The organism is Arthrobacter sp. NPDC093128 (genome assembly GCF_040683875.1).
Lineage (GTDB): Bacteria > Actinomycetota > Actinomycetes > Actinomycetales > Micrococcaceae > Arthrobacter.
On the sequence record NZ_JBFBEY010000009.1, the window covers coordinates 139632 to 151595 of the forward strand.

Here is an 11964-nt window from a genome sequence, read left to right on the forward strand (position 1 = left end):
GCCTCAATCGATCGAAAACTGGTTGCGGCGGTTGAGCCGGAACTGGATGAAGGTGATGGTGAATACCAGCAGTCCCAGGACCACGGACATAGCGGAGGCGTAGCCCATCTGGAGGTTGTCGAAGGCCTTTTGCCAGATGTACCAAACGATGGATGCCGACTCGAACTCGGGACCGCCGGTGGGGGTCATGATGTTGATTTCCACAAAGATCTGCGAGCCGCCGATGATGCTGGTGACGATGAGGAAGAACGTGACGGGCCGGACGATGGGAATGGTGATGTGCCGGAACTGCTGCCAGGCGGTGGCACCGTCCAGCGCGGCGGCTTCGTAGAGGTAGCGCGGCACGGACTGCAGGGCGGCCAGGTAGAGCAGCATGGAATAGCCCAGGCCTTTCCAGACCGCCATGATGATCAGCGCGGGCTTCACCGTCGCCGTGTCCTGGAGCCAGTTGGGGCCGTCGATGCCGATAAGCGACAGGCCCTGGTTGATCAGGCCGAAATCACCGTTGAAGGCCCACTGCCAGAGGATGGCCACCGCAGCGATGGAGGAAATAACCGGCAGGTAGTACACCGTGCGGAAGAACGTGGTGCCGCGCATCTTGCGGTTCATGGCCAGGGCGAGCGCCAGGGAGATGACCAGGCCCACCGGGATTCCGATCATCATGTAGAGGGTGTTCCACAGCGACTTCAGGAAGTAGCGGTCCCCGAACATTTTGGTGTAGTTGTCCAGGCCCTTGAAGACCGGGGCGGAGATGCCGTTCCAGTTGGTGAAGGACGCGTAGACGGAAAAGACCAGCGGGAAGAGCGTGAAGAGGAGGAACCCGATCACCGGTATGGCAACGAAGATAAGCGCGGCCTGGTGTTCCTTCCGGTGGAGCCGCGAACGGCGCATGGTTGTGGTCATCGGGGGATCCTCTGTGATTCGTAATGGGTGGAGAGGTGCCGCGGCGGCACTCCGGTGCAGCCGCGGCACCACTCTTGGGGACACGCCTTGGGGACGTACCGGATGGGACCGGCCCCCGGGGGCGTGGCCCGGGGACGGCAGGGCGCGGTTAGTTGCCGGCCTGCTGGTTGGCGGAGTCCAGGAATTCCTGCATCCTGGGCTGAGCTTCCTTCAGGTAGTCCCTGGCGGACTGCTTTCCGTCCAGGACAGGCTGGATGTTGGTGAACAGTTCGTCATACCACTCGGCATTGAACGTGTTGCCGGCCGGCAGTTCCCGGCCGTAGTCCTTGACGATCTCCAGGAACTCCGCCTTGTTGGCCGGCTTGGTGCTGGTGTCCGCGGCCCAGGTCTCTGCCATGTCCTTCAGGTTGGGGATCTGGATTCCGGCGTCCACCAGGCTCTGCTGCGCTTCCTTGTTCGCCGTCAGGTACTCCACGAGCTTGGCGGCGTCCTCCGGGAACTTGGAGCTTTCCGCTACCGCGATGCCCAGGGTGCCGGTCCATGTTGCCGACTTGCCGGTCTCACCGGCCGGGTAGGGAATGACGTCCCAGTCGAAGCCGAGCTTCTGGTAGGTGGAGAGGTCCCAGGGAGCAATGGGGAAGAAGCCGATTTCGCCCTTCATCCAGCGCTGGTAGGTGTCCAGGGTCTGGGCCTCCGCCACCGAGGGTGTCACCCCGTGGACATTCTGGAGGTCGGCGAACCATTGCAGGGATTCGGCAAACTCGGGGGTGTCCACGGTGACTTTGGTGCGGTCCTCATTGAGCCAGTCGCCACCGTTGGACCAGACGAACGGCTGCAGGTTCCACTGGACATTGAGGCCGGTCCCCCACTGGTCCAGGGCGCCGTCGCCGTTGGTGTCCGCGGTGAGCTTCTTGGCTGCTGCCACGAACTCGTCAAAGGTGTAGGGCTTGTCCTTGTCCGGCAGCGGGATGCCCGCCTTCTCCAGCATGGTCTTGTTGTAGCCGAACGAGAACGGCCCCACGTCCTTGGGCAGGGCGTAGATGGCGCCTTCGCCGACACGCTTGCCGTCATAGCGGTAGCTGTCGACGCCGTACTCCCAGATGTTGTCCAGGTCGATGGTGTCCGAGTTCTCCACGTATTCCGTGATGTCCTTGACGATCCCGTTCTGGACATACGCCTGCACGTCGCCGGGGCTGATGTAGAACACATCGGGGACCTGCTTGCCGGCTATGGCGGCCTTCAGCTTGGTGGCGTACTGGTCCGCGGTGGTGACGATGATGTCGACGTCGACGCTGTTGTCCCTTTCGAACTGTTCCACCGCCTTCTCGTAGGCCTTCTTTTCATCTTCACCGCCGCGGAACATAAAGGTGAGTTTCTTCTCGCCGCCGGCCTCTGAGCCGGCAGGGGCGGAGCATCCGCTGAGCAGGAGGCCGGCCGCGGCGACAAGCGCCAAGGTCGCGGCAATGGGACGTGACTTCATCATCACGTAGTCCTTCCGGGTTGGTGTAACAGGGTGGGGCCACGGGAACCCGCTGTAGCGGATCGGCATCCAGGCTGGTTTAATTTGCAACGTTGTAAGAAATATCACACAGCCCGATCGGAAGCGTCAAGGCCGGAGTGAAAATACTTTCTTCCGGACCTTCGTCAGCCATCCGCGCCGGAGGGGCAGCTCCGACAGTGATCCCTTGACGCCACTCCCGGGCCATGCGATATTCATGTTTACAACGTTGCAATCACTGCCGCGCCGGGCGCATCCCCCGCTGCTGCGAAGCACCACGCCAAATATTTCCCTTCAATCGCACTTCGGAAGGAACACGTGATGATGAAGTCACGTCCATGGATAGCACGAGCAGCGGGACTGGTTGCCGCCGCCGGCCTCGCCCTGACAGCCGCCGCGCTGCCACCGACCGCCACGGACCACCCGGGCAAGGACTCCGTCCGCCCTGCAGCCGCAGTGGCCGCCACCGAGAAACTGCCGGAAGACCTGCCCGGCGGCAAAACCGTGGTGGGCGAAACCTCTCCGATCCATGATCCGGCACTCATCATTGACGACGACGGCACCTGGTACGTCTACTCCACCGGCCTGGTAAACCGCGAAAACGGCGGAACAATCCAGATCTGGTCGTCGCACGATGCCGGCACCACGTGGAACTACAGCGGCACGGTCTGGGACAGGATTCCCGCCTGGATCGATGAACACTTTTCGGACGGCGAGCTGCCCGGCAACCTCTGGGCACCTGAGATCCACGAAAATGACGGCACCTACTACCTCTACTACTCGGCGTCGCGCTTCGGTGGAAACAATTCGCTGACCGCGCTGGCAACCAACACCACCCTTGACCCGAACGACCCGGATTACGAATGGGTGGACCAGGGGCTCGTGGTGTCCTCGCCGGCCAGCGGCCTGGACCCGAACAATCCCGGCAAGACCTTCAACGCGATCGACGCCGGCATCATCGAAGACGCCGAAGGCACCCCATATATGGCTATCGGATCATTCTGGTACGGAATCTTCCTGGTCCCCATCGAATGGCCCAGCGGCAAGCCGGTGGCGGACTGGCAGTCCAAAACCGTGAACATCGCGGACCGGTTCATGCCCGGCAACCCCGTTGAGGCGCCGTACATCACCAAACACGACGACTATTACTACCTCTTCGTGTCCTTTGACTCCTGCTGCCGCGGCGGGGATTCAACGTACAGGGTGGCCGTGGGCCGGTCCAAGTCCGTCAAGGGCCCGTACCTGGATAAGGACGGCCGCGACATGTTGGGCGGCGGCGGATCCGTGGTGCTCGATGCCCATGGTGCGGTCACCGGACCGGGCGGCCAGTCGGTCTTTGGCGACTACCTGGCATTCCACTACTACGACGGCTCCAACGAGGCCGCTCCCTACTTCCCCACCTTGGGTGTGCAGAAGATCGACTGGACGGGCGGCTGGCCGGCGTTCAACCAAAACGTGGAGCTGCCCAAAGCAACCAAACAGCCCAAGGACACGGCAGCCGGTTCCGGCCGGAAAGCCAGCTTCAGTGCCACGGCCACCGGCACCCCCGGACCCGTTGCTGTCTGGGAATCCTCAGCAGACGGCGGCGCCACCTGGCAGCGCATCGCCGGCCAGCCCGTGACCAAACGGACGGACGAGGGCACCTACAAATCCACGCTGGAATTCGGCGCGGTGTCATCGGGCCAGGACGGGCTGCTGGTCCGGGCTGTCTTCCAGAACGCCCACGGGAAGGTCACGACCGAAACGGCGAGGCTCAGCGTCCGCTAAAGCGGACAAATGACCGGAGGGCGGGCAGCTGCCCGCCCTCCACGGTTGTTGTGTCCCTGCCCGGCTAGCGGCTCTGTTCGCGGGTCACCCCGAACGGCACGGAGTCGCTAAGCGAAACCGTGTAGTGGCCGGGGTTAAGCCGGGTCACCAGGATCCCCTGGGCGCGGGTGCGGATGGCCACGTCCTGCAGGCTCCGGACGGCGGCGTTCAGCCGTTCCTCGAGCTGCCGGGCCGTGTCGACTTTCACTTCAAGCATTTCAGCGGTGGCGGTGTTCATGTGGCGGGCACTCCTTCCTGCGAGTGGAGGACGCGCACGGTGCCGCCGGGAATGACGGAGACGGGCGCTGACGGTTCTCCGGTGAGCAGGTCGTGTCCCCTTGCCGGATATTCGGCGTCTGCCTCGGAGTGGTTGATGAGGAAAGTGAATTTGTCCGTGTTGTTGCTGCGGGTGATCACTTCCAGTCCCTCCGGCAGCTTGGGGGCAGCATCCAGTCCGGCGGTCCGGACAGCGTCGAGGACGACGGCGGTGAGGTCGCCGCCGTCGAGCTTTGTGGAGACGTACCAGGCGGTGCCGCTGCCAAAGGCGTTGCGGGTGATGGCCGGGCCCGAGGCGGCGGGGCCGTCAAGGTAGCTGGCCACCACGGTTGCCGTGGCGGGGTGGATGTCTTCCGTCCAGACGGCGCCGGCGTTCCCGTTGCTGAGGTTCGTCGTTTCTCCGGCTCGGAGCGGCAGGAATTCGTGGATTTCGAGGCCAAGGACATCCCGGAGCCCGCCGGGTGAGGCGCCGGCGGGAACGGTGTCGTTGGAGTCGACGATGCCGGAGAAGTAGGAGACGAGCAGGTGCCCGCCACCGTCGACGTATCCCCGCAGGTTCGCCGCCGCTGTGTCTCCGACCAGATAGAGGGCCGGGGCGAGGACCAGGTCGTAGCCCGAGAGGTCGGCTTCGGGGTGGGCGAAATCGGTGGTGATTCCGTGCTCCCACAGCACCGAGTAGTAGGCCTCAATGCGTTCGCGGTGGTTCAGGTCTCTGCTGGGGCGCCACTCCAGGTCCTGCGCCCAGAACGACTCTACGTCCCAGAGGATCGCCACGCGGGCCTGGACGGTGGAGCCTTTCACGGCCGAAAGCTTCTTAAGGTCATCCCCGAGGTCCAAGACTTCGCGCCAGATCCGGGTGCCTGTTCCGGCATGGGGAAGCATGGCGGAGTGGAACTTCTCGGCCCCGAACCGGGAGGCCCGGAACTGGAAGAACATCACGGCGTCCGCGCCGCGGGCCAGATGGGAGATGCTGTTGCGGGCAAGTTCGCCGGGGCGTTTGGCGATGTTGCGGCCCTGCCAGTTCACGGCTCCGGTGGAGTGTTCCATGAGCATCCAGGGCCGGTTGCCGGCCAGCGAGCGCGTGAGGTCGGCGTCCATGGACAGCAGGATGTGGTTGTCGGTGCGTTCCGCCACGAGGTAGTGGTCGTTGGAGACGATGTCCACCTCGCGGCTCCACTTCCAGTAGTCCGCGGCGAGGCAGTTGGTGGCCATGAAGTTGGTGGTCACCGGCAGCTCCGGCGTGTATTTGCGGATCACGTCCCGCTCGGCGACGAAGCACTTCAGCAGCGCGTCCGAGGTGAACCGACGGAAATCCAGCCGCTGGGCCTGGTTGCTGACACTGGCGGCGAGCCGGGGAGCGTCGATTTCGTCCCATTCGCCGTATTTCTGGCCCCAGAACAGGGTTCCCCAGGCCTGGTTGAGGGCGTCCAGGCTGCCGTAGCGTGCCTGCAGCCATTCACGAAAGGCCGCCACGGAGTAGTCGTCATAGGAGTCGCTGACCGGGGCGCCGTATTCGTTGTGCACGTGCCACAGCACCAGTGCCGGGTGGGATCCGTACCGCCGGGCGAGCTGCCCGGTGATGTTGGTGGCCGCGCGCAGGTATTCGGGCGCGCTGGGGCTAGCCATGCCGCGGGATCCGCTGCCCAGCGGGACACCCTCGCGGGTGACGGGGCGTGCCTGCGGGTATTTCTTCCAGAACCAGGCCGGCGGTGCCGCTGTAGGCGTGCCCAGATCCACGCTGATTCCGGCGTCGGCGAGCAGGTCCATCAGGTGATCGAGCCATTCGAAGTCATACTCACCCTCGCGGGGCTCCAGCAGGACCCACGAGAAGATGCCGACGCTGACCAGGTTGATCCCGGCCTCCTTCATCAGCGCGATGTCTTCGGCCCAGACCTCCCGCGGCCACTGTTCGGGGTTGTAGTCCCCGCCGTAGCAGAGCCCGGCCGGGCGCTGCAGCCACGGGGCCTGTGCGCTCCGGGGAGCGGTGCGCTGAAGGACGTCTGTCATTTCCTGGTCTCCTTAGAACTGTGTGCGGTCCCAGTTGTATCACAGCGGAAAGTTTCGAAGCTAGAGCGGATTCCGCATTGACACACGTCACAGTTGTGTGGATTACTGGAACCGCTCACAGTCATACGGCCTCGGTTCGGATGAGCGGTGATAATTCAGACAGACCCATCAAGCTTTTCGACAAGGAGGACGGAATGCGCAAGTCATTTCGTGCAGGCGCCGTAGCCATGCTCGCCGCGGCCACCATGCTCACCGCAGGATGTTCGGGCGGAGCGGGAACAGGTTCCGCGGCAGAGCCAGCAAGCGATTCCAACCAGAAAGTGGAACTCATTTACTGGGCCTGGGCGCCGAACCTGGACAAGGTGGTGGACCTTTGGAACCAGAAGAACCCGAACATCCATGTCACCGTCAACAAGCAGGACGGCGGCGACCCCGCGGTCACCAAGCTGCTCACCGCAGTGAAGGCCGGCAGCGGCGCCCCTGACCTGATCCAGGCCGAATACCAGAAGATCCCCACCCTGGTGGCGGCGGATGCCCTGGCGGACCTGTCCAAGACCTCTGCGAACGGCACAAAGAGCCACTTCCCCGAGGGCGTGTGGAACTCCGTAACCCTGGGCGGCGAGGCGCTGTACTCCGTACCGCAGGACACCGGCCCCATGGTGTTCTACTACCGCGCTGACGTGTTCGAAAAGCTCGGCCTCTCCGTTCCAAAGACCTGGGACGAATACGCAGAAGCAGCCAAGGCTGTCCACGCCGCCGACCCCGGAGCGTACCTGGGGACGTTCTCCTCCAACGACGCCGGCTGGTTCACCGGCATGGCCCAGCAGGCCGGAGCTTCCTGGTGGGGCATCGACGGTGACGCTTGGAGCGTCAAGGTGGACGAAGATCCCACCCAGAAGGTCGCCGGGTACTGGGGCGGCCTGGTCCAGGACGGCGTCATCGACAACAAGCCGATGTACACGCCCGAGTGGAACACGGCACTGAACACCGGCAAGCAGGTGGGCTGGCTCAGCGCCGCCTGGGGTCCGGGCGTCCTGGCCGGCAACGCCGGCGCGACGGCGGGCCAGTGGAAGGCCGCACCCATGCCGCAGTGGGATGCCGCCAACCCCGCCACCGGCAACTGGGGCGGTTCCTCCACCGCCGTGACGTCGCAGTCCAAGAACGTGGACGCCGCAGCGAAGTTCGCCACCTGGCTGAACACGGACCCGCAGGCAGTCAAGGCCCTCGTGACCGAGACCGGGATCTACCCGGCAGACTCCGCTGGCGCGGAATCCGCCCTGACCACGGCCCCGGAGTTCTTCAGCAACCAGCCTGACTTCTACAAGGTGGTCGGCGAGGCAGCACAGAACGTCGGCTCCTTCACCTACGGCCCCAACGTAAACGTCACGTTCAACGCCTACAACGACCAATTCGCCAAGGCAGCGCAGTCGAAGCAGAAGAGCGCCTTCCTGGATGCCGTGAAGAGCATGCAGCAGGTGACGGTCGATGACCTGAAGAAGACCGGTTTTACCGTCAAGTAGCACCCGCCGTCCGGGAGGGCGCGGCACGCACGATGCGCCGTCGTCGTCCGCGTCCTCCCGGCAGGCCAGGCACACCCAACCCCACCGACATCAATGCAAGGAAGTGCACCCGTGGCAATGACCGTGACCAGGACCGGACCGGCGGCGAAGACCGCAGCGCCCGGATCCCCCCGGCGGGCGAAAAACTTCAAGTCCCGGGTGCTCGTCCCCTACGCGATGCTTGCCCCGGGCATCATCCTTTTCCTCGTCTTTATGGCGGCACCGATCGTCTACACGCTGTTCCTGAGCTTCCAGAAGAAGAAGGTCAGCGGGCTGGGCCTGGGCAAGAACTCGCAGAGCCAGGTGTTCGCCGGCCTGGACAACTACATCAGCGCGCTCACCGACCCCGAATTCACCGACAGCGTCCTGCGCGTGCTGCTGTACGGCGTCATCCTCATCCCCCTCATGCTCGGTTTCGCCCTGCTGTTCGCTTTGCTGCTGGACTCCCGGCGCACTCGGGCCGGAAACTTCTCCCGGACCGCCATCTTCCTGCCCTACGCAGTGCCCGCTGTGATCAGCTCACTGCTCTGGGGCTTCCTTTACCTGCCCGGCGTCAGCCCGTTCCACTTCGTGGCACGCCAGCTGGGCGCGGAGCTCCCGTCCCTGCTGGACCCCAACCTGGTGACGCTCGCCATCTGCAACATCGCACTCTGGGGCGGTGTCGGCTTCAACATGATCGTGATGTACACGTCGCTCAAGGCGGTTCCCACTGAGATCTATGAGGCGGCCAAGCTGGACGGCTGCTCCGAGGTGCAGACTGCCCTGCGGATCAAGATCCCGATCATCGCCCCGGCCCTCGTGATGACCGCCCTGTTCTCGATGATCGCCACCCTCCAGGTCTTCGCCGAACCCACCACGCTGCGCCCGCTGGCGAACAGCCTCTCCACGAGCTGGTCACCGCTCATGCTGGTGTACCGTGACGCGTTCACCCGCAATGACGTCTTCTCGGCAGCCGCCACCAGCATCGTGATCGCCGCCGCCACCTTCATCATTTCCTTCCTGTTCCTGCGCGTGGTGCAGAAGCGGGCCTTCGGACAGGAGAACTGACCGTGACCACCACCGCCATTCGCACCAAACCCACCCGGACCACGGCCGTCAGCGCCAACGGGCTCCGCGAAAAGCCCAGTTACCTCTCCACCGGCATCCTTATCCTCGGCGCCCTGTACTGCCTGTTCCCTGTCCTGTGGGTCCTGGCCGCGGCCAGCAAGAGCGGCACGGAACTGTTCTCCACATTCACCCTCGCGCCCAGCACGCACCTGTGGGACAACATCGTGGAACTCACCGCGTACCGCGACGGCCTGTTCTGGCGCTGGATGCTCAACACTGCCCTCTACGCCGGTGTCGGCGCCGTCGTCTCGACCTGGATCTCGGCACTGTCCGGCTACGTGCTGGCCAAGTTCGACTTCCCCGGCAAGGCCGGAATCTTCAAGGTCCTGCTCATGGGCGTGCTGGTGCCGGGCGTCATCCTGGCCATCCCGCAGTACCTGATGCTCGCCCAGGCCGGACTGACCAACACCTACTGGTCCGTGCTGCTCCCGCAGATCATCAGCCCGTACGGCATCTACCTGGCCCGGATCTACGCGGCCGCCTCGGTGCCGGGCGATGTCATCGAGGCGGCCCGCACCGAGGGCGCCAGGGAAATGTACATCTTCAACCGCATCGCGATGCCCGTGATGCTGCCGGGCCTGGTGACCATCTTCCTGTTCCAGTTCGTGGCAATCTGGAACAACTTCATGCTGCCGTACATCATGCTCGGCGACGACCACCTGTTCCCCATCATGGTGGGCCTGAACGGCCTGCTCAACCAAGGCGCCTCCGCCCCCGCCCTGTACACGCTGGTCCTCGCGGGCGCCCTGCTGTCCATCGTCCCCCTCGTCATTATGTTCCTTCTCCTTCAGCGCTACTGGCGGGTCGACCTGGCCGCCGGTGCGGTGAAGGCTTAGCCCCGGATAGGCTTTAGCCATGTCTCAGCCTCCCTCCAAGAACCGCCCCAAGATCGACGACGTCGCCAGGGAAGCGGGCGTCTCACGTGGCACGGTTTCCCGGGTTCTCAACGGCGGGCACTGGGTCAGTCCACCGGCTTTGGCAGCCGTGACTGCCGCCATCAAAAAAACCGGGTACCGGGTCAACCCGCATGCCCGGAGCCTCGCCACCAACCGGGCAAACTCGGTGGCGTTCCTGCTCACCGAGTCGCACGACCGGCTGTTCGAGGACCCCAACTTCGCGGTCCTGATGCGCGGAGCTGCCGATGCCCTGGCCGTTCACGACATCCCGCTGGTGCTGATCATGGCAGGGACCGACGACGAACAGCGCCGGGCCACCGAGTTCCTCACCGCCGGGCACGTGGACGGCGTCCTGCTGGTGTCCGCCCACGCCACCCGGAAGGGCATCATCTCCGAAATCGTCGCGGCCAACATCCCTGCGATTGCGTGTGGTGTGCCGCTCGGCTTCGAAAAGAAGATGGGTTACGTTGCCGCCGACGATTACGAAGGTGCCCTGGACGTTCTCCGCCATCTGGGCGACGGAGGCCGCAAGCGGATCGCCACCATCGCCGGCCCGCAGGACACTTCCGGCGGCATCCGCCGCCTGGAGGCGTACCGGAACCACCAGGGCGCCGATGCCGACGGGAACCTCATTGCCTTCGGCGACTACAGCAGGGAAAGCGGCGCGAAAGGCATGCGGGACATCCTCAACCGGATCCCCGACGTCGACGCCGTCTTCGCGGCGAACGACCTCATGGCGCTCGGGGCCATGGAGGTCCTCAAGGAAGCCGGCCGCCGTATCCCGGAAGACGTGGCCGTTGCCGGGTTCGACGACATCAAGGTTTCCGCTTCCACGGTGCCGACGCTGACCACGGTCCGGCAGCCGTTCGAGCGGATCAGCGCGGAGATGGTGCGGCTGCTCCTTGCCGTCATCGACGGTGAGCGGCCGGCAGCCATCACCATCCCCACCGAACTGGTGATCCGCGAATCGGCCTGATGAGGATGATTTGATGGCGACAGAATCAGACCGCGCCCGCATCCTGTTCGATTCCGGCAGGATGTTTTACGGTCGGCTGCCGCGCGCCATCGTGATGGGCGCAGGCATTCTGCTGATCGGAATCTTCCTCGTCATGATCCTCACCGGCGCGCTGCAGTCGGAACCGGTTGCAGGAGTCTCGCTCGGCGTCGCCATCGTTGTGATCATTTTCCTGGCATTCGGGTTCTCCAGGATCCATGTTTTCGAAAACGAAGTGCGATTGGCGTGGTTCCCCTTCTATCGCTGCAGGATCCCTATTACTGCAGTCCACTCGGCCGCTTCGGCGAACATTGGCCTCCGCTACGGATTCGGGCTGCGGTTCGGCGGCTTCGGGCTGGGAATCATCCAGGACATCGGGCCTGCCGTCCAGCTCGATTCGGGGCGCGGATATCTCCTGAGCCTGGGCACCGCAGAACGTCAGGAACGGTTCCTCGCTGCGCTGGCGGCTGCCGGCGTCGACGTTCACCGCCCGTGAAGGCGATCGCCTAAGCCTGCTCAACCCACTGGGCGCGCCATTCCGGGGCCTCGAACGGCTCACTCCAGTAGGCCGTTTCCCTGGCGATCCTGCCGTCCCGGAATTCGAAGATGAACACCGTTTCATACTGCGGTCCGCCGTAATCCAGCAGGGCCTCGGCAACCACCAGATTCCCGCCGCTGGTCAGCCGGCGCGGCGTGATGGTGGGCAGCTGCGGGAAGGCGTTGTAGATTCCCCGCCGGTTTTCGGCGCCGCGCACAAGCTCTCCGGATTGCGGCCAGTGCATCACCGCATCGTCGTGAAAGAGCTCGTCCATGATTTCAACGTGCCGGTCATTGATGCAGGCGATCAGCCGGTTGACTACCTTCTCGTTTGCACTTGGTTCATCCACGGTTCGGACCTGATTCCTGGAGCGCTCGACG

11 protein-coding genes are annotated in these 11964 nt (G+C 64.3%); 6 read left to right on the forward strand and 5 right to left on the reverse strand.

What is annotated here, in order from left to right; genetic code table 11:
• Nucleotides 1-3: 3 nt before the first annotated feature.
• Together AB0N24_RS12625 and AB0N24_RS12630 are read right to left on the reverse strand one after the other, a co-directional pair.
• Nucleotides 4-903, reverse strand: a complete 900-nt coding sequence (locus AB0N24_RS12625; RefSeq protein ID WP_364124434.1) for a sugar ABC transporter permease — start codon at nucleotides 901-903, stop codon at nucleotides 4-6.
• Nucleotides 904-1051: 148 nt separating this feature from the next.
• Nucleotides 1052-2386, reverse strand: coding sequence for a sugar ABC transporter substrate-binding protein (locus AB0N24_RS12630; protein WP_364124437.1), 1335 nt, complete (start codon nucleotides 2384-2386; stop codon nucleotides 1052-1054).
• Between the two features lie 336 nt (nucleotides 2387-2722).
• Here AB0N24_RS12630 and AB0N24_RS12635 point away from each other — a divergent pair, with 336 nt between their 5' ends.
• The gene (locus AB0N24_RS12635) at nucleotides 2723-4168 is read left to right on the forward strand and encodes a glycoside hydrolase family 43 protein (protein ID WP_364124441.1); all 1446 of its coding nucleotides are present in this window, start codon (nucleotides 2723-2725) and stop codon (nucleotides 4166-4168) included.
• Between the two features lie 64 nt (nucleotides 4169-4232).
• On the opposite strand, the gene AB0N24_RS12640 is transcribed toward AB0N24_RS12635, so the two are convergent.
• Both AB0N24_RS12640 and AB0N24_RS12645 read right to left on the reverse strand, forming a co-directional pair.
• The gene (locus AB0N24_RS12640) at nucleotides 4233-4445 is read right to left on the reverse strand and encodes a hypothetical protein (protein ID WP_364124444.1); all 213 of its coding nucleotides are present in this window, start codon (nucleotides 4443-4445) and stop codon (nucleotides 4233-4235) included.
• Nucleotides 4442-6490: a beta-galactosidase gene (locus tag AB0N24_RS12645; RefSeq protein ID WP_364124447.1), complete on the reverse strand. Its 2049-nt coding sequence runs from the start codon at nucleotides 6488-6490 to the stop codon at nucleotides 4442-4444. Before AB0N24_RS12645 ends, AB0N24_RS12640 begins: the two co-directional genes overlap by 4 nt.
• A gap of 194 nt (nucleotides 6491-6684) precedes the next feature.
• Between AB0N24_RS12645 and AB0N24_RS12650 the strand changes: the two genes are divergently transcribed.
• The 5 genes from AB0N24_RS12650 to AB0N24_RS12670 all read left to right on the forward strand — a co-directional run bounded on the left by AB0N24_RS12650 (nucleotide 6685) and on the right by AB0N24_RS12670 (nucleotide 11542).
• Complete coding sequence (locus AB0N24_RS12650) at nucleotides 6685-8010, forward strand: extracellular solute-binding protein (protein WP_364124450.1); 1326 nt, start codon at nucleotides 6685-6687, stop codon at nucleotides 8008-8010.
• 117 nt (nucleotides 8011-8127) lie between these two features.
• Complete coding sequence (locus AB0N24_RS12655) at nucleotides 8128-9096, forward strand: sugar ABC transporter permease (protein WP_364124666.1); 969 nt, start codon at nucleotides 8128-8130, stop codon at nucleotides 9094-9096.
• A 17-nt stretch (nucleotides 9097-9113) separates the two neighbouring features.
• Nucleotides 9114-9992, forward strand: coding sequence for a carbohydrate ABC transporter permease (locus AB0N24_RS12660; protein ID WP_364124669.1), 879 nt, complete (start codon nucleotides 9114-9116; stop codon nucleotides 9990-9992).
• A gap of 19 nt (nucleotides 9993-10011) precedes the next feature.
• Entirely contained in the window at nucleotides 10012-11028 is a 1017-nt protein-coding gene (locus tag AB0N24_RS12665) for a LacI family DNA-binding transcriptional regulator (protein WP_364124452.1), read from the forward strand.
• A 13-nt stretch (nucleotides 11029-11041) separates the two neighbouring features.
• Complete coding sequence (locus tag AB0N24_RS12670) at nucleotides 11042-11542, forward strand: hypothetical protein (protein ID WP_364124454.1); 501 nt, start codon at nucleotides 11042-11044, stop codon at nucleotides 11540-11542.
• Between the two features lie 10 nt (nucleotides 11543-11552).
• Here the strand turns inward: AB0N24_RS12670 and AB0N24_RS12675 are convergent, their stop codons facing one another.
• A complete protein-coding gene (locus tag AB0N24_RS12675; RefSeq protein ID WP_364124457.1) occupies nucleotides 11553-11933 on the reverse strand; it encodes a nuclear transport factor 2 family protein in 381 nt (126 codons plus the stop codon).
• Between the last annotated feature and the right edge of the window lie 31 nt (nucleotides 11934-11964).

Bases quoted from the DNA above. Each gene is read 5' to 3' on its own strand.
- AB0N24_RS12625 (WP_364124434.1), bottom strand. From the start codon at position 903: ATGACCACAACCATGCGCCGTTCGCGGCTCCACCGGAAGGAACACCAG.
- AB0N24_RS12630 (WP_364124437.1), bottom strand. From the start codon at position 2,386: ATGATGAAGTCACGTCCCATTGCCGCGACCTTGGCGCTTGTCGCCGCG.
- AB0N24_RS12635 (WP_364124441.1), top strand. From the start codon at position 2,723: ATGATGAAGTCACGTCCATGGATAGCACGAGCAGCGGGACTGGTTGCC.
- AB0N24_RS12640 (WP_364124444.1), bottom strand. From the start codon at position 4,445: ATGAACACCGCCACCGCTGAAATGCTTGAAGTGAAAGTCGACACGGCC.
- AB0N24_RS12645 (WP_364124447.1), bottom strand. From the start codon at position 6,490: ATGACAGACGTCCTTCAGCGCACCGCTCCCCGGAGCGCACAGGCCCCG.
- AB0N24_RS12650 (WP_364124450.1), top strand. From the start codon at position 6,685: ATGCGCAAGTCATTTCGTGCAGGCGCCGTAGCCATGCTCGCCGCGGCC.
- AB0N24_RS12655 (WP_364124666.1), top strand. From the start codon at position 8,128: ATGACCGTGACCAGGACCGGACCGGCGGCGAAGACCGCAGCGCCCGGA.
- AB0N24_RS12665 (WP_364124452.1), top strand. From the start codon at position 10,012: ATGTCTCAGCCTCCCTCCAAGAACCGCCCCAAGATCGACGACGTCGCC.
- AB0N24_RS12670 (WP_364124454.1), top strand. From the start codon at position 11,042: ATGGCGACAGAATCAGACCGCGCCCGCATCCTGTTCGATTCCGGCAGG.